The organism is Enterobacter cloacae complex sp. 2022EL-00788 (genome assembly GCF_026627565.1).
Classification (GTDB): Bacteria; Pseudomonadota; Gammaproteobacteria; order Enterobacterales; family Enterobacteriaceae; genus Enterobacter; species Enterobacter pasteurii.
On sequence record NZ_JAPNMC010000003.1, the window covers coordinates 201,407 to 226,597 of the forward strand.

The 25,191-nt window shown below is 56.5% G+C and carries 28 protein-coding genes; 7 read left to right on the plus strand and 21 right to left on the minus strand.

From position 1 onward, the window contains the following. Positions 1 to 9 precede the first annotated feature (9 nt). Positions 10 to 465: a terminus macrodomain insulation protein YfbV gene (gene yfbV / locus OWK27_RS05715; RefSeq protein WP_063853427.1), complete on the minus strand. Its 456-nt coding sequence runs from the start codon at positions 463 to 465 to the stop codon at positions 10 to 12. A gap of 337 nt (positions 466 to 802) precedes the next feature. Between yfbV and ackA the strand changes: the two genes are divergently transcribed. Together ackA and pta are read left to right on the plus strand one after the other, a co-directional pair. After that, complete coding sequence (gene ackA, locus OWK27_RS05720) at positions 803 to 2,005, plus strand: acetate kinase (protein ID WP_148419930.1); 1,203 nt, start codon at positions 803 to 805, stop codon at positions 2,003 to 2,005. Between the two features lie 75 nt (positions 2,006 to 2,080). Beyond that, complete coding sequence (gene pta / locus OWK27_RS05725; protein ID WP_148419931.1) at positions 2,081 to 4,222, plus strand: phosphate acetyltransferase; 2,142 nt, start codon at positions 2,081 to 2,083, stop codon at positions 4,220 to 4,222. Positions 4,223 to 4,266: 44 nt separating this feature from the next. Here pta and OWK27_RS05730 read toward each other — a convergent pair whose 3' ends face one another. The 5 genes from OWK27_RS05730 to OWK27_RS05750 all read right to left on the minus strand — a co-directional run bounded on the left by OWK27_RS05730 (position 4,267) and on the right by OWK27_RS05750 (position 8,248). Further along, entirely contained in the window at positions 4,267 to 5,220 is a 954-nt protein-coding gene (locus OWK27_RS05730; protein WP_148419932.1) for a transketolase family protein, read from the minus strand. Then, positions 5,213 to 6,043 (minus strand): transketolase, encoded by an 831-nt coding sequence (locus OWK27_RS05735; protein ID WP_267590084.1) that lies wholly within the window; start codon positions 6,041 to 6,043, stop codon positions 5,213 to 5,215. The genes OWK27_RS05730 and OWK27_RS05735 overlap by 8 nt, the downstream gene beginning before the upstream one ends. After that, entirely contained in the window at positions 6,043 to 7,431 is a 1,389-nt protein-coding gene (locus tag OWK27_RS05740) for a PTS ascorbate transporter subunit IIC (RefSeq protein WP_148419933.1), read from the minus strand. Before OWK27_RS05740 ends, OWK27_RS05735 begins: the two co-directional genes overlap by 1 nt. Positions 7,432 to 7,452: 21 nt before the next feature. After that, positions 7,453 to 7,725, minus strand: a complete 273-nt coding sequence (locus OWK27_RS05745) for a PTS sugar transporter subunit IIB (protein ID WP_267590007.1) — start codon at positions 7,723 to 7,725, stop codon at positions 7,453 to 7,455. A 79-nt stretch (positions 7,726 to 7,804) separates the two neighbouring features. Continuing rightward, on the minus strand, positions 7,805 to 8,248 hold the full coding sequence (locus OWK27_RS05750; protein WP_176609834.1) for a PTS sugar transporter subunit IIA: 444 nt from the start codon (positions 8,246 to 8,248) through the stop codon (positions 7,805 to 7,807). A gap of 236 nt (positions 8,249 to 8,484) precedes the next feature. Between OWK27_RS05750 and OWK27_RS05755 the strand changes: the two genes are divergently transcribed. Next, entirely contained in the window at positions 8,485 to 9,504 is a 1,020-nt protein-coding gene (locus OWK27_RS05755) for a LacI family DNA-binding transcriptional regulator (protein WP_176609833.1), read from the plus strand. Positions 9,505 to 9,507: 3 nt separating this feature from the next. On the opposite strand, the gene yfcD is transcribed toward OWK27_RS05755, so the two are convergent. From yfcD to yfcF, 3 genes are read right to left on the minus strand one after another with little or no spacing between them, the layout of a single operon-like run. Continuing rightward, the gene (gene yfcD, locus OWK27_RS05760; RefSeq protein ID WP_003861439.1) at positions 9,508 to 10,074 is read right to left on the minus strand and encodes an NUDIX hydrolase YfcD; all 567 of its coding nucleotides are present in this window, start codon (positions 10,072 to 10,074) and stop codon (positions 9,508 to 9,510) included. A gap of 55 nt (positions 10,075 to 10,129) precedes the next feature. Continuing rightward, the gene (gene yfcE / locus OWK27_RS05765) at positions 10,130 to 10,681 is read right to left on the minus strand and encodes a phosphodiesterase (RefSeq protein WP_242171894.1); all 552 of its coding nucleotides are present in this window, start codon (positions 10,679 to 10,681) and stop codon (positions 10,130 to 10,132) included. Between the two features lie 56 nt (positions 10,682 to 10,737). Next, entirely contained in the window at positions 10,738 to 11,382 is a 645-nt protein-coding gene (yfcF, locus tag OWK27_RS05770) for a glutathione transferase (protein WP_267590008.1), read from the minus strand. A 140-nt stretch (positions 11,383 to 11,522) separates the two neighbouring features. On the opposite strand from yfcF, the gene yfcG reads away from it, so the two are divergent. From yfcG to OWK27_RS05790, 4 genes are all read left to right on the plus strand, one after another. Then, the gene (gene yfcG / locus OWK27_RS05775; RefSeq protein ID WP_148419939.1) at positions 11,523 to 12,152 is read left to right on the plus strand and encodes a GSH-dependent disulfide bond oxidoreductase; all 630 of its coding nucleotides are present in this window, start codon (positions 11,523 to 11,525) and stop codon (positions 12,150 to 12,152) included. A 75-nt stretch (positions 12,153 to 12,227) separates the two neighbouring features. Beyond that, a complete protein-coding gene (gene folX, locus OWK27_RS05780; protein ID WP_148419940.1) occupies positions 12,228 to 12,596 on the plus strand; it encodes a dihydroneopterin triphosphate 2'-epimerase in 369 nt (122 codons plus the stop codon). 13 nt (positions 12,597 to 12,609) lie between these two features. Then, the gene (locus OWK27_RS05785; RefSeq protein ID WP_267590009.1) at positions 12,610 to 13,503 is read left to right on the plus strand and encodes a TIGR01777 family oxidoreductase; all 894 of its coding nucleotides are present in this window, start codon (positions 12,610 to 12,612) and stop codon (positions 13,501 to 13,503) included. 44 nt (positions 13,504 to 13,547) lie between these two features. Beyond that, positions 13,548 to 14,057, plus strand: coding sequence for a GNAT family N-acetyltransferase (locus tag OWK27_RS05790; protein WP_267590010.1), 510 nt, complete (start codon positions 13,548 to 13,550; stop codon positions 14,055 to 14,057). 72 nt (positions 14,058 to 14,129) lie between these two features. On the opposite strand, the gene hisP is transcribed toward OWK27_RS05790, so the two are convergent. The 12 genes from hisP to OWK27_RS05850 form a co-directional block, all read right to left on the minus strand. Then, on the minus strand, positions 14,130 to 14,903 hold the full coding sequence (gene hisP / locus OWK27_RS05795) for a histidine ABC transporter ATP-binding protein HisP (protein ID WP_148420012.1): 774 nt from the start codon (positions 14,901 to 14,903) through the stop codon (positions 14,130 to 14,132). 9 nt (positions 14,904 to 14,912) lie between these two features. Continuing rightward, positions 14,913 to 15,626 carry a histidine ABC transporter permease HisM gene (gene hisM, locus OWK27_RS05800; protein WP_148419943.1) on the minus strand — a complete coding sequence of 238 codons (714 nt, stop codon included), beginning with the start codon at positions 15,624 to 15,626 and terminating at the stop codon, positions 14,913 to 14,915. Then, on the minus strand, positions 15,623 to 16,309 hold the full coding sequence (locus tag OWK27_RS05805; protein WP_148419944.1) for a histidine ABC transporter permease HisQ: 687 nt from the start codon (positions 16,307 to 16,309) through the stop codon (positions 15,623 to 15,625). Before OWK27_RS05805 ends, hisM begins: the two co-directional genes overlap by 4 nt. Before the next feature lie 88 nt (positions 16,310 to 16,397). Then, entirely contained in the window at positions 16,398 to 17,180 is a 783-nt protein-coding gene (gene hisJ, locus OWK27_RS05810; protein ID WP_148419945.1) for a histidine ABC transporter substrate-binding protein HisJ, read from the minus strand. Between the two features lie 225 nt (positions 17,181 to 17,405). Then, positions 17,406 to 18,188, minus strand: a complete 783-nt coding sequence (argT, locus tag OWK27_RS05815; RefSeq protein ID WP_148419946.1) for a lysine/arginine/ornithine ABC transporter substrate-binding protein ArgT — start codon at positions 18,186 to 18,188, stop codon at positions 17,406 to 17,408. A 290-nt stretch (positions 18,189 to 18,478) separates the two neighbouring features. Beyond that, complete coding sequence (locus tag OWK27_RS05820) at positions 18,479 to 19,048, minus strand: UbiX family flavin prenyltransferase (RefSeq protein ID WP_148419947.1); 570 nt, start codon at positions 19,046 to 19,048, stop codon at positions 18,479 to 18,481. An 89-nt stretch (positions 19,049 to 19,137) separates the two neighbouring features. After that, a complete protein-coding gene (gene purF, locus OWK27_RS05825; protein WP_148419948.1) occupies positions 19,138 to 20,655 on the minus strand; it encodes an amidophosphoribosyltransferase in 1,518 nt (505 codons plus the stop codon). Between the two features lie 33 nt (positions 20,656 to 20,688). Beyond that, the gene (gene cvpA / locus OWK27_RS05830) at positions 20,689 to 21,177 is read right to left on the minus strand and encodes a colicin V production protein (RefSeq protein WP_045327894.1); all 489 of its coding nucleotides are present in this window, start codon (positions 21,175 to 21,177) and stop codon (positions 20,689 to 20,691) included. Positions 21,178 to 21,430: 253 nt separating this feature from the next. Then, the gene (gene dedD, locus OWK27_RS05835; protein ID WP_193354538.1) at positions 21,431 to 22,126 is read right to left on the minus strand and encodes a cell division protein DedD; all 696 of its coding nucleotides are present in this window, start codon (positions 22,124 to 22,126) and stop codon (positions 21,431 to 21,433) included. Beyond that, the gene (gene folC / locus OWK27_RS05840; RefSeq protein WP_267590011.1) at positions 22,116 to 23,384 is read right to left on the minus strand and encodes a bifunctional tetrahydrofolate synthase/dihydrofolate synthase; all 1,269 of its coding nucleotides are present in this window, start codon (positions 23,382 to 23,384) and stop codon (positions 22,116 to 22,118) included. Before folC ends, dedD begins: the two co-directional genes overlap by 11 nt. 70 nt (positions 23,385 to 23,454) lie before the next feature. Further along, the gene (gene accD, locus OWK27_RS05845) at positions 23,455 to 24,360 is read right to left on the minus strand and encodes an acetyl-CoA carboxylase, carboxyltransferase subunit beta (protein WP_148419951.1); all 906 of its coding nucleotides are present in this window, start codon (positions 24,358 to 24,360) and stop codon (positions 23,455 to 23,457) included. A 154-nt stretch (positions 24,361 to 24,514) separates the two neighbouring features. Next, complete coding sequence (locus OWK27_RS05850) at positions 24,515 to 25,174, minus strand: DedA family protein (RefSeq protein WP_148419952.1); 660 nt, start codon at positions 25,172 to 25,174, stop codon at positions 24,515 to 24,517. Positions 25,175 to 25,191 lie beyond the last annotated feature (17 nt).

Genomic DNA, 25,191 nt, shown 5'->3' on the forward strand with positions numbered 1-25,191 from the left:
GATGATCAATCACAAGTCATCGAGGAATGTTTTATCAAGTTGTTTAAACGCTCGCTTGAGGGTATCTGCCAGCGCCTGATAGTCCGGCTTGCCTTCCACCGGCGCCAGCGCCTGGCCGGCTTCCTCCAGTTTTCCACGCACTTCATAAAACCAGTGTAAAATAGAAGGCGGAAGCGGCGTAATGGAGCGTTTACCTAACCACCACAGCCCCTGCATCGGCAGGCTTAAGGCAAAGAGCGCAGTCGCAACGGCCGGGCCAAGCTGTCCACCCAGCGCAATTTGCCAGCACAGGGTAAAGACGGCGATCGGGGGCATAAAGCGGATCGCGTAGCGCGTGGCGCGAATGGTGCGGTTTTCAATGAACATGGGCGCGAGGCGCTTTTCCATCGGCCATGTCTTTGCATAATGCTGTCCCCGACGAAACAGGCTAAAAAAGTTAACGGACGGGATTTCGGGTGTCGACATGGCTGTACCTCAACTTCACATATAAAAATTAAAATTTTCGTGCAAAACCACAACAGGCTATGACAACGTTCAAAATATTTTGTCATCGCTACCCCGTATCGGGTATCCTGTGCCAGCCTGATAGGGCCGTAGACGAGAAGCGTTAACTCGTCAAATTATCGCATATTATGCCATTGTCTGAAAAATGTTCAAAATGGCTTAAAATCATAGGTATTTCTTCCATCCTGCCAGAATGTTCGTTTGGCATGATGTTAATCATAAATGTCTGGGTCAGCATGCGTTACGCTTTTAGACTCATTGACGTTTTTTTAGCCACGTATCAATTATAGGTACTTCCATGTCGAGTAAGTTAGTACTGGTTCTGAACTGCGGTAGCTCTTCACTGAAATTCGCCATCATCGATGCGCTCAACGGTGACGAGTACCTCTCTGGTTTGGCCGAATGTTTCCATCTGCCTGAAGCACGTATCAAGTGGAAGATGGACGGCAGCAAACAAGAAGCGGCTTTAGGTGCAGGCGCCGCTCACAGTGAAGCGCTGAACTTTATCGTTAACACTATTCTGGCACAAAAACCAGAACTGTCTGCTCAGCTGACTGCAATTGGTCACCGTATCGTCCACGGCGGCGAAAAATACACCAGTTCCGTGGTGATTGACGACTCTGTGATCCAGGGCATCAAAGACTCTGCGTCTTTCGCACCGCTGCATAACCCGGCTCACCTGATCGGTATCGCTGAAGCACTGAAATCCTTCCCGAATCTGAAAGACAAAAACGTGGCCGTGTTCGATACCGCGTTCCATCAGACCATGCCGGAAGAGTCTTACCTCTATGCCCTGCCATACAGCCTGTACAAAGAGCATGGCGTCCGTCGTTACGGCGCACACGGCACCAGCCACTTCTATGTGACTCAGGAAGCCGCAAAAGTGCTGAACAAGCCGGTTGAAGAAGTGAACATCATCACCTGCCACCTGGGCAACGGTGGTTCTGTTTCTGCTATCCGCAACGGTAAATGTGTTGATACCTCCATGGGTCTGACCCCGCTGGAAGGTCTGGTGATGGGTACCCGTTCCGGTGACATCGACCCGGCGATCATCTTCCACCTGCACGACACCCTGGGCATGAGCGTTGACGACATCAACAAAATGCTGACCAAAGAGTCTGGCCTGCTGGGTCTGACCGAAGTCACCAGCGACTGCCGTTACGTTGAAGATAACTACGAAACCAAAGCAGACGCTAAACGTGCAATGGACGTTTACTGCCACCGTCTGGCGAAGTACATCGGTTCTTACACCGCGCTGATGGAAGGCCGCCTTGACGCAGTTATCTTCACCGGTGGTATCGGTGAGAACGCGGCAATGGTTCGCGAACTGTCCCTGGGCAAACTGGGCGTTCTGGGCTTCGAGGTTGATCACGAGCGTAACCTGGCTGCCCGCTTCGGCAAGTCTGGCTTCATCAACAAAGAAGGCACCCGCCCGGCTATCGTTATCCCAACTAACGAAGAGCTGGTCATCGCGCAAGACGCGTGCCGTCTGACCGCCTGATTCCACACCGCCAGCAATGCTGGCGGTGCTGTTTTGTAGCCCGCCCAACGCGGCGGTAACGAAAGAGGATAAACCGTGTCCCGTACAATTATGCTGATCCCTACCGGAACCAGCGTCGGCCTGACCAGCGTCAGCCTCGGCGTGATCCGTGCTATGGAACGCAAAGGCGTTCGTCTGAGCGTCTTTAAGCCAATCGCCCAGCCTCGCGCCGGTGGCGATGCGCCAGACCAGACCACCACCATCGTTCGCAAAAATTCCAATCTGCCGGCGGCTGAACCGCTGAAGATGAGCCACGTTGAGTCTCTGCTCTCCAGCAACCAGAAAGACGTGCTGATGGAAGAGATCATCGCCAACTATCACGCTAACGCGCAGGACGCTGAAGTGGTGCTGGTTGAAGGCCTGGTCCCGACCCGTAAACACCAGTTTGCCCAGTCCCTGAACTTTGAAATCGCGAAAACCCTGAACGCAGAGATCGTTTTCGTGATGTCTCAGGGCACCGATACCCCAGAGCAGCTGAAAGAGCGTATCGAACTGACGCGCAGCAGCTTTGGCGGTGCGAAAAACACCAGCATCACCGGCGTTATCGTTAACAAACTGAACGCACCGGTTGATGAACAGGGCCGTACGCGTCCTGACCTGTCCGAAATCTTCGACGACTCTTCTAAAGCGAAAGTCATCAAAGTTGACCCGGCTAAACTTCAGGATTCCAGCCCGCTGCCCGTTCTGGGCGCGGTGCCGTGGAGCTTCGATCTGATTGCTACCCGTGCAATCGATATGGCGCGCCACCTGAACGCTACCGTGATCAACGAAGGCGACATCAATACCCGCCGCGTGAAGTCCGTGACCTTCTGCGCGCGCAGCATTCCACACATGCTGGAGCACTTCCGCGCTGGTTCTCTGCTGGTGACCTCCGCAGACCGTCCGGACGTGCTGGTTGCAGCCTGCCTGGCCGCGATGAACGGCGTGGAAATCGGTGCGATCCTGCTGACCGGCGCGTATGAGATGGACCCACGCGTAAGCAAGCTGTGCGAACGCGCGTTCGCCACCGGCCTGCCGGTGTTTATGGTGAACACCAACACCTGGCAGACCTCCCTGAGCCTGCAGAGCTTCAACCTGGAAGTACCGGTTGATGACCACGAGCGTATCGAGAAGGTTCAGGAATACGTTGCTGGCTATATCAACGCAGACTGGATCGAATCCCTGACCGCGACCTCCGAGCGCAGCCGCCGTCTGTCTCCTCCAGCCTTCCGTTACCAGCTGACCGAGCTGGCGCGTAAAGCGGGCAAACGTGTTGTTCTGCCAGAAGGCGACGAACCACGCACCGTTAAGGCGGCCGCTATCTGTGCAGAGCGCGGCATCGCGACCTGCGTGCTGCTGGGTAATCCGGATGAGATTAACCGCGTTGCGGCGTCCCAGGGCGTTGAGCTGGGCGCAGGCATCGAAATCGTCGATCCAGAAGTGGTTCGCGAAAGCTACGTTGCCCGTCTGGTTGAGCTGCGTAAGAACAAAGGCATGACCGAAGCCGTTGCGCGCGAGCAGCTGGAAGACAACGTGGTGCTGGGTACGCTGATGCTGGAGCAGGATGAAGTTGACGGCCTGGTTTCCGGTGCGGTACACACCACCGCGAACACCATCCGTCCGCCGCTGCAGCTGATCAAAACGGCACCGGGTAGCTCTCTGGTTTCCTCCGTGTTCTTCATGCTGCTGCCTGAACAGGTTTACGTTTACGGCGACTGCGCGATCAACCCGGATCCAACCGCAGAGCAGCTGGCAGAAATCGCAATCCAGTCTGCGGACTCCGCAACGGCATTCGGTATCGAACCGCGCGTGGCAATGCTCTCCTACTCTACCGGCACCTCTGGTGCAGGTAGCGACGTAGAGAAAGTCCGTGAAGCAACCCGCATTGCGCAGGAAAAACGTCCGGATCTGATGATCGACGGCCCGCTCCAGTACGATGCTGCCGTTATGGCTGACGTGGCGAAATCCAAAGCGCCAAACTCGCCGGTTGCAGGTCGCGCTACCGTGTTCATCTTCCCGGATCTGAACACCGGTAACACCACCTATAAAGCGGTACAGCGTTCAGCAGACCTGATCTCCATCGGGCCAATGCTGCAGGGCATGCGCAAGCCTGTGAACGACCTCTCCCGCGGTGCGCTGGTTGACGATATCGTCTACACCATCGCGCTGACGGCGATCCAGTCTTCACAGCAGCAGTAATGCTTTAACTGCATTAAAAAGGCGACCCGACGGTCGCCTTTTTTTTACAGCAGCTCTCTCGCCGCCGACACAATATCGTGGGCCGTCAGGCCATACTCCTTCTGAAGAAAGTCCTGCGTCCCCACCTGACCATAGCGTTCCTTAACGCCAACGCGACGCATCGGCACCGGGCAGGTTTCCACCAGCACTTCCGCCACCGCCGAGCCCAGCCCGTTATGGATGCTGTGGTTTTCGCAGGTCACAATACGCCCGGTTTTCTCGGCATAGTTTTTCACCAGCATCCTGTCGATGGGCTTCAGGGTAAACATGTCGATAACCGCCGCGCTTACGCCCTCCTGCTCTAGCTGACGCGCCGCCTCCAGCGCTTCCGCCACCATGATGCCGTTGGCTATCAGGGTGATGTCACTCCCTTCACGCAGCACGTTGCCTTTGCCAATGGTGAACGTTGAGCCCGGCGCATACACGCTCGGCGCCTGCTTGCGTATCGTGCGCACCCAGTAGAAGCCTTCCAGGTCCATCAGCTGGCGCAGCACGTCTTCGAACATCACCGCGTCGGTCACCTCCAGCACCACCGAATGCGCCAGGCCGCGCACAATGCCCATATCCTCAAACGACATATGCGTGCCGCCGTTGTGACAGGCCGTTACCCCCGCGTCCGAGGCAATCACCTTCACGTTGTTGCGCTGGTAGTCGAGGGACATAAACAGCTGGTCGAAGCAGCGGCGGCTGGCAAAGGCGGTGAAGGTGTGCACGAAAGGCTTACGTCCGGTAAGCGACAGCCCCGCCGCCGTTCCAATCACGTTAGCCTCCATAATGCCGCAGTTGATAACGTGCTGCGGATAATCGCGCGCCACGCCATCCATCGCCATCGAACTCATCAGATCCGCTTCGAGGGCAATAATCTCGCTCCCGGCCTCAATCTGTTTTGCCACAAAGCCCGCGTAGACCTTACGCATCTCAACGGCATCTTTCTGTTGTGGCGGTGCAAGCTTAATCATGTGAAGCCTCCAGTTGGCGAATCGTCTCGTTGAGGGCCGCTTTGCTCTCCGGGGTTAACCGCAGATGGTGCGAGTTGCCGAGCTGTTCTAGGTACGGCACCCCCTGCCCTTTGATGCTGTCGAGGATCACTACCCGCGGGCGCGCATCGGCCCCGGGCATCGGCGACGTTACCTCCAGCAGCGACGGAATGTCGTCCCCCTTCACCGTCACCGCGTCAAAGCCAAAGGCGCGGAACTTCTCTTCCAGGTCGAACGCGCAGACGATCTCGTCCAGCTCGCCGTCGAGCTGCTGTTTGTTCCAGTCCACGAACACGGTCAGGTTATTCAGGCGATGGTGGGCAATAAACTGGAACGCTTCCCAGCACTGCCCCTCGTTCAGCTCCCCGTCGCCAACGATGCAGAACACCCGGTTTGGCCTTCCTGCCAGCCTGTGCGACAGCGCCATGCCGCCGGCGATAGAGATCCCCTGCCCAAGCGAACCGGTGGTGGCGTCCACGCCGCGGGTTTTGAGGCGGTCCGGGTGGCTGGGAAGACGCGTTCCGTTCTGGTTCAGCGTGTTCAGCTCTTCAATCGGGAAGTAGCCTTTAATCGCCAGCGTGCTGTAGAGCGCCGGGCCCGCATGGCCTTTCGACAGCACGAAGTAGTCCCGCTCAGGCCAGTCCGGATCGGCCGGGTCAATCTTCATTACCGCGCCGTACAGCACCGCCAGCGTTTCGACGACCGACATGCTGCCGCCGTAGTGGCCAAAACCCAGCTGCGTCAGGGATTTCAGCGTCTCAAGGCGGATCTGACGCGCCAGTTCGGTTATTTCGTTCTCATTCATCATTTGGCTCCGGTATTTTCCTGCGCGTCACCGCCCGCAGGTTTGTTTTTAGCGAATACGTTGTAGGCCACCAGCAGCGCGAACAACGCAACAACCAGCCCGGTGATGGCAAGCGGCGACAGGAAGCGCGCCAGGTTGCCCAGCACAATCCCGACCGCGCCAAAATCGGCATCCGAGAAGGTGGTATTGGCAAAGCCAATCGCGCCCAGCACCGGCAGCAGCAGAACCGGCAGGAAGGTGATCAGCAGGCCGTTGGCAAATGCGCCAATCATCGCCCCGCGACGTCCGCCGGTGGCGTTACCAAACACGCCTGCGGTCGCGCCGGTGAAGAAGTGCGGAACAACGCCCGGCAGGATCAGCACCCAGTTAAGCTGTCCGCAGATGACCAGCCCCACAATCCCGCCCAGGAAGCTGAACAGGAAACCAATCAGCACCGCATTTGGCGCGTAGGGATAGACAACCGGACAGTCCAGCGCGGGACGCGCGTTGGGGACCAGTTTTTCAGAGAAGCCGGTAAAGGCCGGGACGATTTCCGCCAGAATCAGGCGCACGCCCTGGAGGATGATGAAAACGCCCGCCGCAAAGGTGATTGCCATGATGATGGCGTATACCAGGTAGTTCTGGCCGCCGCTGAAGGTCGCTTCCACATACTCGCGCCCGGCGCTCACCGCCATGATCAGATAGATAATCATCATGGTGAGGGAGATGGAGATCGAGCTGTCGCGCAGGAAGCTGAGGTTTTTCGGCAGGTTCATCTCTTCGGTGGAGCGCGAGCCTTTGCCGACTTTGCCGCCGATCCAGCCGGACAGCACGTAGCCCAGCGTACCGAAGTGACCGAAGGCGATCTCATCGTTGCCGGTGATGCGCTTCATATAGCGCTGCGCAATTGCCGGGAAGAAGGCCATGATCAGGCCGAGGATCAGCGAGCCGGTGAAGACCAGCCCTACCCCCTCAAAGCCCGCCACCGTCAGGATCACGCCAATCATGCACGCCATGTAGAAGGTGTGGTGTCCGGTCAGGAAGATGTACTTCAGGCGGGTAAAGCGCGCGACGATAATATTCGCCACCATCCCGAAGGCCATAATGAGCGCGGTGGAGGCACCGTATTTTTCCAGGGCAATCGATACAATCGCTTCATTGTTTGGAATAATGCCCTGGATATTAAAGGCGTGCTCAAACATGCCGCCAAGGGGATTTAATGAACCTACCAGCACCGTGGCGCCGCCGCCCAGCACAATAAAGCCGAGGATCGTTTTAATTGTGCCTTTTACGACATCTGAAAACGCTTTTTTCTGCGCAACCAGACCAATTAAGGCAATTAACCCCACCAGCACCGAAGGGACTTTTAAAATATCAACAACGAAATTCAGCGTTTCAAGGATAAACATATCCACCTCGCCTTATCAGGATTATTGTCTTTCGAACCAGGTGCGCAGCTGCGCTTCGAGTTCGTTGATATCGATGATGTTGTTGATCACCACCAGCTGGCTTTCCGGCACGCTGGCGCTGGCTGCAATGTCTTTCGCCATTACAAACAGATCGGCCGCACCCGGCGTGGCGGAGGAGAGATCGGAGTGTTCAACCTCGGCCTCTATTTCCAGCTTTTTGAGCACTTTTTTAATATTCATTTCGACCATAAAACTGCTGCCCAGGCCGGAGCCGCAAATAGCCATGATTTTCATTGTTAACCCCTTTTTTGAGTAGAGCACGCCCCATCACGCTGATGCGTAATGTTGAGATAAATCGGATGAAATAATTAAATCAGAAGCGGTCGATAATGGCTTTTATCTCCTCCAGGGTATTTGCCTGATGCAATTTCGCCATATCCTCGTCGCTGGAAAAAAGTTCTGCGAGCGCGGAGATTGTTTCGATATGGCTGTGTTTGTCCGGCGCCGCCAGCATAATAATCACATCGACGGGGTCAAACTCACCGGCGCCAAACGAAACGCCCTGCTTCAGCTTTAATAATGAGAGGCCGAGACCTTTCGCCCCTTCTTCCGGGCGCGCATGCGGCATTGCGAGCCCTGGCGCCAGTACGTAGTAAGGCCCTAGCGTATGGTGCTGCGCAACGATGGCCGTAACGTATTCCGGCGAAATAACCTGCATTTCCAGCAGCGGTTTCGCACAAGTCTCCAGCGCCTGCGGCCAGTTATCGACGCTATCCTGTAGCGTAATGGTTGTATCATATATCCATTTTTTGAGCATTTTTCACTCCCGCGTAACGCCTGACATGGTCGAACTTTATTCAACCCGTCAGCCAATGACTGCAATCGGGATCACAAAGATAGCGCTACCAAAAACTAACATGCAGAAGTGTGATAGCGCTATCAAATTACCCGCACGGTATGAAATCACAGCAAAAAAAGGGATTTAAGGCGTATACTGCCAGTCACGTAAAATGAAGGATGAAATTCAATCGCGTCCTGTCAGCAGGAAGATGTATGTCTTTAACCCGAAAACGGCGCAGCACCGGAAAAGTAACCCTCGCAGATGTCGCGCAGCTTGCCGGCGTCGGCACAATGACCGTCTCACGCGCGCTCCGCACGCCCGAACAGGTTTCCGATAAACTGCGTGAAAAAATTGAAGCTGCGGTGCAGGAGCTGGGATATATGCCCAACCTGGCCGCCAGCGCACTGGCATCGGCGTCATCGTGGACGATTGCGATGGTCGTTCCCAACCTTTCCGAAGCCGGGTGTTCAGAGATGTTTGCCGGGCTTCAGCAGGTGCTTCAGCCCGCCGGTTACCAGATCATGCTGGCGGAGTCTCAGCATCGAGTCGAACAGGAAGAGAAACTGCTTGAAACGCTGCTGGCGTCGAATATCGCCGCCGCGATTTTGCTCAGCGTTGAGCACTCCGACACGGTCCGCCACTGGCTGAAAAATGCCTCCATTCCGGTGATGGAAATGGGTGCGATGCGTGCCGATCCGATTGATATGAATATCGGGATTGATAATGTCGCCGCCATGTATGAACTCACAGAAATGGTGATCCAGCGCGGCTACCAGAATATCGGCCTGCTGTGTGCTAACCAGGAGCAGTGGATTTTTCAGCAGCATTTGCAGGGCTGGTACAAGGCGATGCTGCGCCACCATATGTCGCCGAACAGGGTGATTAATGCCGCCATGCCGCCGAACTTCTCTACCGGCGCGGCGCAGCTGCCCGAGTTCCTGCTGGCGTGGCCGGAGCTGGACGCACTGGTGTGCGTATCCGATGAGCTCGCCTGCGGCGCGCTGTATGAGTGCCAGCGTCGGCGCATCAAAGTGCCGGACGATTTAGCGGTGGTGGGCTTTGGCGACAGCGACGTCAGCCGCGTCTGTCAGCCGCCGCTGACGACGATGGCGGTGCCGCATCGTAAGATTGGGATTGAGGCCGGAAAAGCGCTTCTGGAGCGCCTGAATGACGGAGGCTGGCGCGATCGTAAGCCCATCGCGTCCAGCCTGTGCCTGCGGGAAAGCTGTTGAGGCTTACTCCGCCTCTTCCTCTTTTTCCGCTTTGTTTTCCGGCTTAGCGGATTCGTTTTTGGCGTTGCGGGTCATCCACAGCGCCAGCGCTTTTAAGGAGTCCGGCGTGAACTCATCGCAGCGGGCGGTGATCTCTTCCGGCGTCATCCAGCTAACTTCGCTAACTTCCTCTTCCTGCAGGGCAAAAGGCCCGTGGGAAACGCAGCTAAACAGACCGCCCCAGACGCGGCAATGTTCGTCTTCAAAATAGAACTGGCCGTGCTCGGCAAACGGCACGCCGGCAATGCCTAACTCTTCTTCCGCTTCACGACGTGCGGAATCCAGCAGAACTTCATCGGCCTGGACGACGCCGCCCGCGGTGGCATCCAGCATGCCTGGAAGAAAATCTTTGGTGTCCGTGCGGCGCTGGACCAGGATCTTGCCCATTCCGTCATGAACAACGATGTACGTAGCGCGGTGACGCAGACGCTCCGCACGCATTTGTTCGCGGCTGGCCTGCGCGATCACTTCATTTTCTTCGCTGACAATGTCAACCCACTCAGTACTTGCCAAATGATTCTGCTCCACCATCGGGAAACCTTCTCGTCTAAGCGCTCTTACGGCGCGTTTGCAGTTGTGGTGTAACTTACGGATTAATCGCTATCTGCGCAATAACTTGCTGATCATTAAGTGCGATAACGCTTAATGTCCCGTCTTCAAACATGCCGTAGCTTGCCGGGTTGCCGCCTTTAGGAATGCTGACAGAGCCGGGATTAAAGTGATAAATCGCCCCGCGTTTTTCCGCTACCGGAATATGAGTATGACCGTAAACCAGGACATCGCCAGCCGCGAGCGGCGGGAGATTATCCGGGCCGAACAGGTGCCCATGCGTCAGGAACAGACGGCAGTTTTCCAGCAGCACCTGTTGCCAGGGGGCGGTGATGGGAAATTGCAGCAGCATCTGATCCACTTCGCTGTCGCAGTTGCCGCGCACGGCAATAATACGGGAGGCGTAGTGATTCAGTTTTTCCGCCACCTGGGCGGGCGCATAGCCTTCCGGCAGCGCGTTGCGTGGGCCGTGGTTTAACACGTCGCCCAGGATCGCCAGCCATTGCGCCCCGCTCTGGTCAAACAGAGAAAGCACGCGCTCGGTCGCGGGCAGCGATCCATGAATATCCGATGCAAACATCAGCTTCATCAGTTACTCCTCGGAAATACAGACTGCCCATATCATACCTGAAGCGCCCGGGCTTATCAGCCTGCACGCTTAGCAGAGAGTGCCAGATAGCGCTGCACCGACGCGCGTTGCCACTGAAACGCGGCATAATCCACCAGCAGCTGCGGGACCGCATCTCCGTTAAGGATCAGGCGGTTCAGCATCAGCGCAAGGTCGGTATCGGCAATACACCACTCGCCAAACAGATTCGGGTTACCGTGGGCGAGCAGTGATGAAGCGGTATCAATCAGCTTCTGAGCGCTGGCTATCCCCTCCTCGCTGAGGGCTGGCTTTTTGACCCCTGCAAACACCACATCCGTCGATCGCTCCGTGCGAATCGGCACCAGATCGCTTCGCAGCCACGCCTGAATCTGACGGGCACGGGCGCGCTTTTGCAGATCGTGAGGATAAATGCGCTCCCACTCCGGTGGCGCAAAGCGGTCTTCAAGGTACTCGTCAATTGCCGAGGATTCACTTAATTCAAAGCCGTCAATCTCCAGCACGGGCACCCGGCGGGTGAGCGCGTAACCCTGCCACTGAGGCGTCAGATGTTCGCCACTGTCCAGATCGACGGTTTTCAGACTAAAGGAAAGCCCCTTTTCAGCCAGCGCAACGTAAACGCTCAAAACATAAGGAGAAAAGAAGTTCGCATCGGACCACAACGTTATTACAGGCTGGCTCATAACATCCTCATCGGCTGATCGGTTTTCACTCAAGATATAATCTCCCGGCCTCGCTGTCACTTGATGAAAACTCACGATTTACAACAAGCACCTATACTGTTTTTTCATGGCAACACTATTCGAACCGACAGGAGTTGAGAATGATAGATCTTTATTATGCCCCTACCCCGAATGGTCATAAGATCACCCTCTTTCTCGAAGAAGCCGAACTGGACTACCGAATCATTCGCGTTGATATCAGCAAAGGCGATCAGTTCCGCCCCGTTTTTCTGGCCATCTCGCCCAACAATAAAATTCCGGCCATCATTGATAACCTGCCTTCAGACGGCGGAAAACCGCTAAGCCTGTTTGAATCCGGGGAGATACTGCTTTATCTGGCGGAGAAAACCGGCAAGCTTCTGAGCGGGGAGCTGCGCGAACGCCATCACACGCTGCAATGGTTATTCTGGCAGTCGAGCGGCCTGGGGCCGATGCTGGGGCAGAACCACCATTTCACCGCCTATGCGCCGCAAACTATCCCTTATGCCATTGAGCGATATCAGGTCGAAACGCAGCGCCTGTACGGTGTCCTCAACCGGCGGCTCGAAACGTCACCGTGGCTCGGTGGCGATCACTACAGCATCGCAGATATCGCCTGCTGGCCGTGGGTCAACACTCATGAACGCCACCGGATTGACCTGGCCACCTATCCGGCGGTGAACAACTGGTTTGAGCGCATCCGAACCCGTCCGGCCACCGAACGCGCCATGCAAAAAATCCATCAGATTTGAGCCTGCGCCCCGTTGGGTGCAGGTGTTGTCCTCATGTATGATGAGGCGATAATACTGACACGGAGAAGACCTGCAATGTCCCAGCATGACGCTGTTATTCGTATAAAAAATTTACGCCTGCGCACGTTCATTGGCATCAAAGAGGAAGAGATCGCTAATCGCCAGGATATCGTGGTGAATGTCGCGATCCATTACCCGGCGGACAAGGCGCGCGCCAGCGAAGACATTAATGACGCGCTGAACTATCGCACGATCACCAAAAGCATCATCCAGTACGTCGAGAACAACCGTTTCGCGCTGCTGGAAAAATTAACTCAGGATGTGCTCGACATCGCACGCGAACACCACTGGGTCACTTATGCTGAAGTGGAGATCGATAAACTTCACGCCCTGCGCTACGCCGACTCCGTCTCCATGACGTTAAGCTGGCGGCGCCAGGCGTAAACCTGGAGGTTGTATGAAGATTCTGCTCACCGGCGGTACGGGCCTGATTGGTCGCCATCTCATTCCGCGCCTGCAGGCGCTGCAGCACGACATCACCGTGGTCACGCGCAGCCCGGAGAAAGCCCGTCAGGTGCTGGGTGGCGGGGTGGCGTTCTGGAAAGGCCTGGCGGAACGGCAGGATCTGGACGGCTTTGATGCCGTCATCAACCTCGCAGGCGAACCCATCGCCGATAAGCGCTGGACCGAAGAGCAAAAACAGCGCTTATGCAGCAGCCGCTGGAACATAACCGGGAAGCTGGTTGAGCTGATACGCAACAGCGAAACGCCGCCGCCGGTGCTGATTTCCGGCTCTGCCACGGGATACTACGGCGATCTCGGGGAAGTGGTGGTGACTGAGGAAGAGCCTCCGCATAACGAGTTTACCCACAAGCTCTGCGCCCAGTGGGAGCGCATCGCCTGCGGTGCGCAGAGCGATAATACCCGCGTCTGCCTGCTGCGCACCGGCGTGGTGCTCGCCCCGAAGGGCGGTATTCTCGGCAAAATGCTGCCGCCGTTTAAAATGGGGCTTGGCGGGCCCATCGGCAACGGTCGTCAGTACCTGGCGTGGATCCACATCGACGACATGGTTAACGGCATTATCTGGCTGCTGGATAACGACCTGCGCGGGCCGTTTAACATGGTGTCACCGTATCCGGTACGTAATGAACAGTTTGCGCACGCGCTGGGCCATGCCCTGCACCGCCCGGCGGTACTGCGCGTGCCCGCGACGGCGATTCGGCTGTTGATGGGTGAATCGTCGGTGCTGGTGCTGGGCGGGCAGCGCGCGCTGCCGAAACGGCTGGAAGCGGCCGGGTTTACGTTCCGCTGGTATGACCTGGAAGAGGCGCTGGGGGATGTGGTGCGGTGAATATGTTACAGTTATACGCCATGTCTGGATGATATGGCGTAACTATGGCAACCATCACTACAGCCCGGCTTCACCTCACACCTTTCGAACCTTCTGACTGGGCCTTCTTTCGCTCGCTGCGTGAAGATCCTCTCATCATGCGTTACATGGCCGCCATCGCCCCGGAAAAAGAGACGCGCCGCGTATTCGCCGCACGTCTGATGGCGGAGCATGTCTTCGCGATCCGTCTGCATAATGACGATACGCCGCTGGGCGATATCGGGCTGCAAATCAGCGCGGCGAACCGTGAAGAGGCGGATATTGGCTATACCGTGGTGCCTGCCGCGCAGGGAAAAGGGATTGCCAGCGAGGCGCTGCGTGCGGTGTGTGATTACGCCTTTAACCAGATCGGCGTGAAGGCGATTAATGCGTATGTACTGGCGGATAACGGCGGATCGGTGCGCGTGCTGGAGAAAGCCGGCTTTGTGCGCACGCAGGTGCTGGAGAAGGCGTACGAGATTAACGGCGTGCGGTATGACGACTGGGCGTACCGGCTGGAGCGTAGCGCGACCTGATGCCCTCACCCCAGCCCTCTCCCACGGGGAGAGGGAGAAACGTCCCCCTCAGCCCAATCCAGTTCCGCAAGACTATTTCAACGATCCCTTGAGGAACTGCTGCAGACGCGGGCTTTGCGGATTCGCCAGCACCTCATCCGGGTGCCCCTGCTCCTCAATCTTGCCCTGATGCAGGAAGATAACGTGATTAGAAACGTTACGGGCAAAGCCCATCTCGTGGGTCACCACTACCATCGTTTTGCCCTCTTCGGCCAGCTTCTGCATGATGCGCAGCACTTCACCGACGAGTTCAGGGTCAAGGGCGGAGGTCGGTTCGTCAAACAGCAGCACTTCAGGCTCCATCGCCAGCGCGCGGGCGATGGAAACGCGCTGCTGCTGACCACCCGACAGGTGCACCGGATACTTAATCTGCTGGCGCTCGTCGATGCCCACCTTCGCCAGGTATTTCACCGCACGCTCGCGGGCCTCCTGCTTGCTTAAGCCGAGTACCTGAACCGGCGCTTCCATAACGTTCTCCAGCACCGTCATGTGGCTCCAGAGGTTAAAGTGCTGGAACACCATCGTCAGACGCGTACGCAGCAGGCGCAGCTGGTTTTTATCCGCCACCTTAAGCTGGCCGTCTTTATCGCGGACCATATTAATATTCTGTCCGCTCACCACAATCGAACCTTCACTCGGCTTTTCGAGGAAGTTAATGCAGCGCAGGAACGTACTCTTACCGGAACCGGATGAGCCGATAATACTGATCACGTCGCCCGCATTCGCCTGCAGCGATACCCCTTTCAGCACTTCATGTTCGCCGTAGCGCTTGTGCAAATCAATTACGTTTAATTTGTTCTCAGCCATCATAAATTCTCAGTGCGTCGACGGTTTTATATGCTGCAACCAGCGTTTTTCAGCCTTACGGAACAGGCTGATCAGGACGTAAGAAATGATCAAATAGAGCACCGCCGCAATGCCAAACGCGGTAAACGGCTGGTAGGTCGCGGAGTTAATATCGCGGGCGATTTTTAACAGATCCGGTACCGTGGCGGTAAACGCCAGTGCCGTCGAATGCAGCATCAAAATCACCTCGTTGCTGTATGCCGGCAGCGCGATCCGCAGCGCCGAAGGCAGAATAATGCAGCGGTAAAGCTTCACGGAGGAGAAACCGTACGCGCGCGCCGCCTCGATCTCACCGTGCGGCACGGAACGGATGGCCCCGGCGAAGATCTCGGTGGTATAGGCGCAGGTGTTGAGCGTTAACGCCAGCACCGTACAGTTCAGACCGCTGCGGAAGAACGCGTTCAGCATCTCGGTGCCTTTAACGATCTCCAGCGTGTACATTCCCGAATAGAACACCAGCAGCTGCACGTACAGCGGCGTGCCGCGAAACACGTAGGTGAACAGCCAGATCGGGAAGCGGATAAATTTGTTGTTCGACACGCGCCCGATGGCCAAAAACACCGCCAGAATACCGCCCATCACCACGGAGGAGATCAGCAGCCACAGCGTGATCGCCACGCCGGTAAAGCGGTAGCCGTCCGTCCACAGCAGGGATTTCCAGTACTCCTGAATAATCTCAATCACAGGTCAGCCCTCTTCACACCCACGGAGTAGCGACGTTCGAGCAGAAGCAGCACACCATTGGAGACGGTCGTAAAGACCAGATAAATCACGCCGCAGACCACCGCAAAGTAGAACGGTTCCCAGGTGCTCTTGCCCGCCAGCTGCGTGGCTTTCACCACGTCCTCCAGGCCGAGCAGGGAGACCAGAGCCGTCGCTTTGAGAATAACCTGCCAGTTGTTACCGATGCCCGGCAGCGCGTAGCGCATCATGGCCGGAAACATGATCCGACGGAACGTTTGTGAAGAGGTAAAACCGTAGGCGGTCGCCGCTTCAATGTGCCCTTTCGGGACGGCCATGTACGCGCCGCGGAAGGTTTCAGTGAAGTATGCGCCGTAGATAAAGCCCAGGGTAATGATGCCGGCCACCATCGGATCGATATCGATCTGATCCATGCCGACGGCATCCGTCACGCCGTTAAGCGCAATTTGCAGCCCGTAGAAGATCAGCAGCATCAGCACCAGGTCAGGAACGCCGCGAATCAGCGTGGTATAGCCTTCAAATATCAGCGCCAGCGGTCTGTTGGCCGATAACTTTGCCCCCGCGCCCGCCAGGCCTATCAGCACCGCCAGCACCACGGAGCTGATAGCCAGCTCAAGGGTGACAAGCGCGCCCTGTAAAATAACGCCAGAAAATCCGTACAGCATACCGCCTGCCCTGTCGTCTCGTGAGTGGTGGAACCGTGTCTTTTCCCCTCCCGCAGCGGGAGGGGCCGCACGTTATCAGACGGGGCGATTAGCCGCCGTAAACATTAAAATCGAAGTACTTTTTCGCCAGCTTGTCGTAGGTGCCGTCCGCGCGCATCTCGGCGAACGCTTTGTTCAGGGCTTCACGCAGTTCATTGTCTTCCTTACGCAGGCCCATACCGGTGCCGACGCCGAACAGTTTTTCATCCTTAATGGACGGACCGCCAAACTTGTAATCTTTACCCACCGGCTGTTTCAGGAAGCCTTCGCTCGCCGCGACTTCGTCCTGGAACGCCGCATCGATACGGCCTGCCGTCAGGTCAGCGTAGATATTTTCCTGGCCCTGATAGGAGACGATTTCGATCCCTTTCGGCGCCCAGTGCTCATTGCCGTAGGTTTCCTGGGTGGTGCCCTGCAGCACGCCCACGCGTTTGCCCTTCAGCGAGTCGATAGTTGGCTGAATGTCGGAAGATTTCGCCACAACCAGACGTGAATCGGCAGCATAGAGTTTGTCGGTGAAGGCAATCTCCTGCTGGCGTTTTTCCGTAATAGAGAGGGAGGACATGATCACGTCGATTTTTTTCGCTTTCAGGGACGGGATCAGCGCGTCAAGCGGGTTTTCAACGTAGGTACATTGCGCTTTAATGCGTTTGCACAGCTCGTTAGCCAGATCGATGTCAAAACCGACCAGTTCACCCTTCGCATTCTTGGATTCGAAAGGCGCATAGGTGGGGTCAGTACCAATACGAATTTTCTGCGGGATTGCTGCGAATGCCGCGGTGGCGCTGGAAAAGGCCAGTACCAGAGAAAGTGACAACACCAGTTTTTTCATATCTGTCCTCAACAAACTGTCTTAATACGAGATTTTTACGACCACGGGGTGACGTTAATGTGCCATTAATCCCCTCATTCAGGCAAAGATTAATGCCGCCGGGCGGGAATTTTTGCATTTTAAATGCTTAACTATGCACGAAGCGATCCAATACGGTGCACCAGCTGCACCATATTGGATCATCAACACCCGCAATGCACCAAAACAGAGCATTGCCGTCGGGCGTTAGTCACCGTAGACGTTAAAATCGAAATATTTCTTCGCCAGTTTGTCGTAGGTTCCGTCTTTACGCAGCTCGGAGAAAGCTTTGTCGAAGGCGGCTTTCAGCTCGGTATCATCTTTACGCAGGCCAATACCGGTGCCATCACCAAAGTATTTTTTATCCTTCACGGACGGGCCGGCAAAGGCGTACTCTTTCCCCGCTGGCTGCTTCAGGAAGCCTTCGCTTGCGGCAACCTCATCCTGGAACGCCGCGTCCAGACGGCCCGCCGCCAGGTCAGAGTAGATCAGATCCTGGTTCTGATAGGCGACCACATCAACGCCCTTCTCGCGCCAGTTGGCATTTGCGTAGCCTTCCTGAGTCGACCCCTGAAGCACGCCAACATGCTTGCCTTTCAGGGAGTCGATGGTCGGCTGGATCGGTGAGCCTTTCGCGGCAATCAGACGTGAATCGGCCGCGTAGAGCTTATCGGAGAAGGCGATCTCCTGCTGACGTTTTTCCGTGATGGAGAGTGAAGAGATAATCGCATCAATTTTCTTGGCTTTCAGCGATGGGATCAGCGCGTCAAAGTCACTGCCCACCCACGTGCATTTCACTTCCATGCGCTTGCACATCTCATTTCCCAGGTCGATATCAAACCCAACGAAATCGCCTTTCGCATCCTTCGAAGAGAATGGCGCGTAGGTTGCGTCCGTACCGATACGAACCGTCTGTGGAAGCGCTGCATAGCTACCTGCTGCCGCACTCAAGCCCACGAGCAAAGACAGAGCCAGAACCGTCTTCTTCATACATTTACCCTCAAGAACCGTGATTTTATTATGGTTTGCGTTGTGTGTTGTGTTGCAGGCTGCTCTTGCAGGTCTTATGCCACATTGCCGTCGGGCTAAAACTACGACGTTAAATATGTTAATAAAACGTTGCGATACTGCCTTAATGGTGAAAGATAGCAGGTCTGCCGAACGAACCGGAAAGAGAAAAAGGGAAAAAGCGAATTAAATGTCGAGGATATGATCGCGGTTGCAGTTTTGCCCTGTAACAGGGCAAAACAACTTTTCATGCACCCTGTCGGTGCATTCCTTCACGCCCCGTGCCAGCGGGTAAAGAGATCTTCCGGCAGGTCGATATCGAACTGATCCAGCACGCGATTAACGGTCTGATTGATTACGTCATCCAGCGTTTGCGGGCGATGGTAGAACGCCGGGACCGGCGGCATAATCACGGCGCCCAGTTCGGCCGCCTGCGTCATCAGGCGCAGATGCCCCAGGTGCAGCGGGGTTTCCCGCACGCAGAGAACCAGAGGACGACGCTCCTTCAGCACCACGTCTGCCGCGCGCGTCACCAGCGTGTCGGTATAGCTGTTCACAATCCCGGAAAGGGTTTTAATGGAACAGGGCAAAATGACCATGCCTGCGGTTTTAAACGAGCCCGAAGAGATGCTGGCAGCGATATCGCGCGCATCGTGGACAACGTCAGCCAGGGCCTGAACGTCGCGCAGCGAAAGGTCGGTTTCAAGAGAGAGGGTCTGGCGCGCCGCCTGGCTCATCACCAGATGGGTTTCCACGTCGGCAACGTCACGCAGCACCTGTAACAGCCGGACGCCATAAATGGCGCCGCTGGCACCGCTGATCCCTACAATGAGTCGTTTCATGATTTTCGCCCTTGCTGATTTCAGGGCAGACTGTGCAGGATTTTACGGGGAGTTGCAAGTGAGGGCGAGCGCCCTCACCTGCGTCAGCATCAACCTTCGTTGTGCATCTCTAAGCTTTCGAGATCGTTTTGCAGCTGGACGGCTTTCGCGTCGTCGTTACGCAGCGAATCCAGGTAATCGAGATACTGCTGGTCAACGTCTTTGGTCACGTAAATCCCGTTAAACACGGAGCATTCGAACTGCTGAATATCCGGGTTCTCGGCGCGTACCGCGTCGATAAGATCGTTCAGATCCTGGAAGATCAGGCCGTCGGCCCCGATGATCTGACGAATTTCGTCCACTTCGCGGCCGTGAGCAATCAGCTCGGTGGCGGTAGGCATATCGATGCCGTACACGTTCGGGAAGCGGATTTCCGGTGCCGCAGAGGCGAGATACACCTTCTTCGCCCCGGCCTCACGCGCCATCTCGATAATCTGCTCGGACGTCGTGCCACGCACGATGGAGTCATCCACCAGCAGCACGTTCTTATCGCGGAACTCGGCACGGTTGGCGTTCAGCTTGCGGCGCACGGATTTACGGCGCAGCTGCTGGCCCGGCATGATAAAGGTGCGGCCAACGTAGCGGTTCTTCACGAAGCCCTGACGGTACGGCTTGTCCAGAATGCGGGCGATCTCCAGCGCGATGTCGCAGGAGGTTTCCGGAATAGGAATGACGACGTCGATATCGAGGTCGTCCCACTCGCGGGCAATCTTCTCACCCAGCTTCGTGCCCATGTTCACGCGGGCGCTGTAAACGGAGATCTTGTCGATGAACGAGTCAGGACGCGCGAAGTAAACGTATTCAAACAGGCACGGGTTGCTGACCGGGCTGTCGGCGCACTGGCGTGTGAACAGCTGGCCCTTCTCGGTGATGTAAACCGCTTCGCCCGGCGCAACGTCACGCAGAAATTCGAAGCCCAGCGTATCCAGCGCCACGCTTTCGGAGGCAACCATGTACTCGGTACGGCCATCGCCGAGCTCGCGCTTGCCGAGCACCAGCGGGCGAATCCCGTTTGGATCGCGGAAGGCCACCATGCCGTGGCCGATAATCATCGCCACGCAGGCGTACGCGCCGCGGATCAGGCGGTTAGTCGCAGCAACGGCGGCAAAGATGTTATCGGCTTCCAGCGGATAGTGACGGAAGTTATCCAGCTCGCTGGCAAAGATATTGAGCAGGATCTCAGAATCAGACGTGGTGTTAATGTGGCGACGTTTCTCTTCAAACAGCTTTTTACGCAGCTCGTGAGCGTTGGTCAGGTTGCCGTTGTGGGCAAGCGTGATGCCATACGGGGAGTTAACGTAAAAAGGCTGAGCCTCGGAGGCGCTGGAACTGCCAGCAGTAGGATAACGAACGTGACCGATCCCCATATTACCTTGCAGACGCTGCATATGGCGGGCTTCAAACACATCGTTTACCAGGCCGTTCGCCTTGCGTAAACGGAAGCAGTTGTTTGCATCAATGGTGATGATACCCGCAGCATCCTGCCCACGGTGCTGAAGCACCGTTAACGCGTCATAAATCGACTGGTTTACCGGCATGAAACCGGCGATACCGACAATACCGCACATTCGTCTTTTCCTCGTTAAGCCACATCTCAGAGCTTACGCCCTGGGCAAGAAACTCGACGAGCTTTGCAGATAGTCAAAGAACCATCTGATGATGAAGCTGAACTCCGGAATAAGCTGCGACTTCTGCCAGTCTTCGCTTTTGGAGAACCCGGTAAAGGTATCCAGGAAGAACAGGATCGCGGCCACAATCAGCACGCCTCGCAATGCGCCAAAACAGATGCCGAGCACCCTGTCCGTTCCGGACAGACCGGTTTTCTCGACCAGCTGACCTATCACGAAATTAACAATAGCGCCGACAATCAGCGTCGCGATAAACAGCACCGCGATGGCGATTCCGTTTCGGACCAGTTCATCTTCAAAGCCCGTGAACCAGACAGACAGGTAAGTGTAGTAATGACTGGCAACAAAGAAAGCACAACCCCAGGTTACCAGCGATAACGCTTCACGAACAAAGCCACGGATCAGGCTAACCAGACAGGAAAAACCAATCACCGCAATGATGGCGTAATCAATCCAGACCATATATGTCCCACGATTTAACGCCCTGTCATCCAGTTCGGGGCGCATTCTAACAGAAAAAGAAAACGTTTGCGTAGGGATTTCCTTCCCGCGCGTAAATAAAAAAGGCGCTGAAAAAATGTTCAACGCCCCTCCGCCTGACGTCTCTGTGGACGTCTGCTTTCTCCCCCTCACCCTAACCCTCTCCCCAAAGGGGAGAGGGAATTATTTGCACCCTCTCCCCTTTGGGGAGAGGGCCGGGGTGAGGGGAGCCTTATCAGTTCGCGCTGTAGTTCATCACCACACCGCTCAGCCCGGAGATCTGCTTCAGTTCGCCAAGCGATCCTTTCAGCTTATCTTTGGACGCATCCGGCCCCACGAGGATGCGGGTAATTTTACCCTGCACCGGCGTGGTTGGTGAAGTATAAACGCGGTATCCCGCGCCGCGCAGCTTACTCACGATCTCATTGACCTTGTCGGCATTCTTCAACGCACCCAGCTGTACCACGTAGGCTTTACCCGTCGGGGCTGCCTCCTGCTGGGCCTGTTTTGCCGGTGGCGGCGCTTCTGATGCCGCAGCCAGCTGTTCGGCCGCTTTATCACGCTGCGGTTTAGGCTGCGTTTTCTCTACCGGCTTCGGTTTTTCAACCGGCTTAGGCTGCTCTGTCGGTATGGGATCGATTTCAACGTTATTGTTCGCAGCCAGACGCGACGGGTCAAGGGATGGCGCTGCGGCATCGCCTGCACGCACCTCTTCCGCTGCGCCTTCAGGCGGCTGGGCAGGCAGCGCCTGCGTTGCCGCTGGCAGCATGTCGGGCTCGTCGCGGTCGCCCGGTTTAGGTACCAGCGGAATGGCCGCAAATTCATCCTGGTAATGCTTTTTCTGCCCGTCGAGCAGCCCGGGTAGAATAATCACCCCGAGCGCGACCAGCACAATGGTTCCTGTTAAACGGTTCTGAAACTTACTCGCCACCGGTTCTCCCCGCCTCCATCACTTCCATGACATGTGCCACCGTGTGGAACGATCCACACACCAGCACGGTATCTTCTGGTTTAGCCTCCGCCATCGCGGCGCGCCAGGCCGAAACCACACTGCTGTAGATTTCGCCTTTGCCGAGATGTTCCATCAACTGTTCGGCAGTCGCACCACGCGGCCCTTCCAGAGGTGCACAATACCAGCTATCGACCACACTCTCCATGCAGGCCAGCGTACCGCCGATATCTTTATCATGAAGCATACCGATAACCGCCAGCACGCGCCCGGTTTTTGGTAAGGATTTGAGACGGCCTGCGAGGTACGCCGCGGCATGCGGGTTATGCGCAACATCCAGAATCAGACGCGGTGACTCACTCACAATCTGAAAACGCCCCGGCAGCAGCGCGTTGCTGATGCCGTCACGGATCGCCTGCTCGCTCACCATTAACCCGCTGGCGCGCAGTGCCGCCAGCGCGGTCGCCGCGTTGGGCTGCGGTACCTGCGGCAGCGGCAGGTTGTCCAGCACGCCCCGTGCATCGCTAAAGCGCCAGCCGTGGTCCTGAACCTCATAGTGCCAGTCCACGCCACGACGCAGCAGCTGAGCGCCCTTCTCTCTCGCCACGTCAGCGATGGTGTGGGGCATGTCCGGCTCGCCGACCACGGCAGGCTTATTCGCCCGGAAAATACCGGCCTTTTCACGTCCGATGCTTTCACGGTCGGGGCCCAGCCAGTCGGTGTGGTCCAGCGCGATGCTGGTGACGACGGCAACATCCGCATCCACCATATTGGTGGCATCCAGACGCCCGCCCAGCCCGACTTCCAGAATCACCACGTCCAGCTGCGCCTGCTTAAACAGCCACAGCGCCGACAGGGTACCGTACTCAAAATAGGTTAATGAGGTATCGCCGCGCGCGTCTTCGATAGCGGCAAACGACGCCGTATGGGCCGATTCCGCAAGCTCGGCGTTCTGCACCCGCACGCGCTCGGTATAGCGCACCAGATGTGGAGAGCTGTATACGCCAACCCTGTAACCCGCCGCCATCAGGACAGATTCCAGGGTGCGGCAGGTGGTCCCTTTACCGTTAGTGCCGGCAACGGTAAACACGAAAGGCGCGGGTTTCTGCACGTCGAGACGCGCGGCAACCTGGCTTACGCGCTCAAGGCCCATGTCGATGGTTTTACTGTGCAGGTTTTCCAGATAAGAAAGCCACGCGGCCAGGGGCGACGTGGCTTGAGGAATGCGTTTATTTTCCATGATGCCCGGTTGTCATAAGCGGTTTAGAAAGCAAAAGGGCAGCGCCAACCGGCCCTGCCCTTTTCAGTTATCAGGCCTCGGGTTCCTGATCCGGTACCACCACGCCCTCGCGCGGCTCGTCCGGGCTAGGCGACGGCAGATTCATCAGCTTCGCCAGGACGCTTGCCAGTTTAAGGCGCATTTCCGGGCGGCGGACGATCATGTCGATGGCGCCTTTCTCAATGAGGAACTCACTGCGCTGGAAGCCCGGCGGCAGTTTCTCACGTACGGTCTGCTCGATAACGCGTGGACCGGCGAAGCCAATCAGCGCTTTTGGCTCAGCGATGTTCAGGTCGCCCAGCATCGCGAAGCTTGCAGAGACGCCACCCATGGTTGGGTCGGTCAGTACGGAGATGTACGGCAGACCGCGCTCCTGCATTTTCGCCAGCGCAGCAGAGGTTTTTGCCATCTGCATCAGGGACATCAGCGCTTCCTGCATACGCGCACCGCCGGAGGCGGAGAAGCAGATCAGCGGACAGTTGTCTTCCAGCGCCTGCTCAACGGCACGCACGAAGCGCGCACCCACCACGGAGCCCATAGAGCCGCCCATGAAGGAGAACTCGAACGCGGCGGCAACAACCGGCATGTCATGCAGGGTGCCTTTCATGACGATCAGCGCGTCTTTCTCGCCGGTCTCTTTCTGTGCAGAGGCCAGACGATCTTTGTATTTTTTGGAGTCGCGGAACTTGAGCACGTCTTTTGGCTCCAGTTCGCTGCCCAGTTCTACCAGAGAACCTTCGTCCAGCAGGCTATGCAGGCGGTTGCGCGCCGACATACGCATGTGGTGGTCACACTTCGGACACACCTCAAGATTGCGTTCCAGCTCTGCACGATACAGAACCTGGCCGCAGCTATCACACTTCGTCCATACCCCTTCAGGAATGCTCGCTTTACGCGTTGGGGTAATGTTGCTTTTAATTCGTTCAATCCAGCTCATTGATAACCTTTCTGCCTGAACCTGGTCGTATGCCAGTTTTGCTGTAAGAGGCGAATAATGCCATTTTTGCCTCCAACAGACCATGAATGTTGCACATTAAAACATAACAGCCCGAAACTTTGGATAAAAAAGTGGTCGAACCGCCAGCGTGCACTTACTTCGCCTGCTTTGCCGCCGCGCGTCGGTGACGAATGATTTCGATAACGCCCGGCAGTACGGAAAGCACAATAATCGCTACAATCAGTAACTTAAGGTTTTCCTGAACTACAGGCAGATCGCCAAACAGGTAGCCCGCATAGGTAAAGAGCAGCACCCACAGCAGCGCGCCCACCACGTTGTACATTGCAAAATGACGATAGGACATGTGGCCCATTCCCGCCACAAACGGGGCAAACGTGCGGACGATAGGCACAAAGCGGGCAAGAATAATGGTCTTACCGCCGTGGCGCTCATAAAAGGCGTGGGTCTTGTCTAAATAGCTGCGGCGGAAAATCTTCGAGTCCGGGTTACTGAATAACCGTTCCCCAAATACCCGTCCAATGGTGTAGTTGACCGCATCGCCAATAATCGCCGCAACGATCATCAGCGCAACCATCAGATGAACGTTCAGGTCATTGGTTGGCAGCGCGGATAACGCGCCTGCCACGAACAGCAGCGAATCGCCCGGCAGGAATGGCGTGACGACCAGACCGGTTTCACAGAACAGAATGAGGAACAGAATGGCGTAAACCCAGACGCCGTACTGCGCGACCAGCTCCGCCAGGTGAACATCAATATGCAGGATGAAATCAATCAGAAAACGTATTACGTCCATATTGTCTAAGCCTTAAT

Bases quoted from the DNA above. Each gene is read 5' to 3' on its own strand.
- yfbV (WP_063853427.1), bottom strand. From the start codon at position 465: ATGTCGACACCCGAAATCCCGTCCGTTAACTTTTTTAGCCTGTTTCGT.
- folC (WP_267590011.1), bottom strand. From the start codon at position 23,384: ATGGAAAATAAACGCATTCCTCAAGCCACGTCGCCCCTGGCCGCGTGG.
- yfcG (WP_148419939.1), top strand. From the start codon at position 11,523: ATGATAGATCTTTATTATGCCCCTACCCCGAATGGTCATAAGATCACC.
- purF (WP_148419948.1), bottom strand. From the start codon at position 20,655: ATGTGCGGTATTGTCGGTATCGCCGGTTTCATGCCGGTAAACCAGTCG.
- hisJ (WP_148419945.1), bottom strand. From the start codon at position 17,180: ATGAAAAAACTGGTGTTGTCACTTTCTCTGGTACTGGCCTTTTCCAGC.
- cvpA (WP_045327894.1), bottom strand. From the start codon at position 21,177: ATGGTCTGGATTGATTACGCCATCATTGCGGTGATTGGTTTTTCCTGT.
- OWK27_RS05740 (WP_148419933.1), bottom strand. From the start codon at position 7,431: ATGTTTATCCTTGAAACGCTGAATTTCGTTGTTGATATTTTAAAAGTC.
- OWK27_RS05790 (WP_267590010.1), top strand. From the start codon at position 13,548: ATGGCAACCATCACTACAGCCCGGCTTCACCTCACACCTTTCGAACCT.
- hisP (WP_148420012.1), bottom strand. From the start codon at position 14,903: ATGGCTGAGAACAAATTAAACGTAATTGATTTGCACAAGCGCTACGGC.
- OWK27_RS05850 (WP_148419952.1), bottom strand. From the start codon at position 25,174: ATGGACGTAATACGTTTTCTGATTGATTTCATCCTGCATATTGATGTT.
- OWK27_RS05730 (WP_148419932.1), bottom strand. From the start codon at position 5,220: ATGATTAAGCTTGCACCGCCACAACAGAAAGATGCCGTTGAGATGCGT.
- accD (WP_148419951.1), bottom strand. From the start codon at position 24,360: ATGAGCTGGATTGAACGAATTAAAAGCAACATTACCCCAACGCGTAAA.
- OWK27_RS05805 (WP_148419944.1), bottom strand. From the start codon at position 16,309: ATGCTGTACGGATTTTCTGGCGTTATTTTACAGGGCGCGCTTGTCACC.
- yfcF (WP_267590008.1), bottom strand. From the start codon at position 11,382: ATGAGCCAGCCTGTAATAACGTTGTGGTCCGATGCGAACTTCTTTTCT.
- OWK27_RS05735 (WP_267590084.1), bottom strand. From the start codon at position 6,043: ATGAATGAGAACGAAATAACCGAACTGGCGCGTCAGATCCGCCTTGAG.
- folX (WP_148419940.1), top strand. From the start codon at position 12,228: ATGTCCCAGCATGACGCTGTTATTCGTATAAAAAATTTACGCCTGCGC.
- yfcD (WP_003861439.1), bottom strand. From the start codon at position 10,074: ATGGTGGAGCAGAATCATTTGGCAAGTACTGAGTGGGTTGACATTGTC.
- OWK27_RS05745 (WP_267590007.1), bottom strand. From the start codon at position 7,725: ATGAAAATCATGGCTATTTGCGGCTCCGGCCTGGGCAGCAGTTTTATG.
- OWK27_RS05755 (WP_176609833.1), top strand. From the start codon at position 8,485: ATGTCTTTAACCCGAAAACGGCGCAGCACCGGAAAAGTAACCCTCGCA.
- ackA (WP_148419930.1), top strand. From the start codon at position 803: ATGTCGAGTAAGTTAGTACTGGTTCTGAACTGCGGTAGCTCTTCACTG.
- argT (WP_148419946.1), bottom strand. From the start codon at position 18,188: ATGAAGAAGACGGTTCTGGCTCTGTCTTTGCTCGTGGGCTTGAGTGCG.
- yfcE (WP_242171894.1), bottom strand. From the start codon at position 10,681: ATGAAGCTGATGTTTGCATCGGATATTCATGGATCGCTGCCCGCGACC.
- OWK27_RS05820 (WP_148419947.1), bottom strand. From the start codon at position 19,048: ATGAAACGACTCATTGTAGGGATCAGCGGTGCCAGCGGCGCCATTTAT.
- OWK27_RS05750 (WP_176609834.1), bottom strand. From the start codon at position 8,248: ATGCTCAAAAAATGGATATATGATACAACCATTACGCTACAGGATAGC.
- OWK27_RS05785 (WP_267590009.1), top strand. From the start codon at position 12,610: ATGAAGATTCTGCTCACCGGCGGTACGGGCCTGATTGGTCGCCATCTC.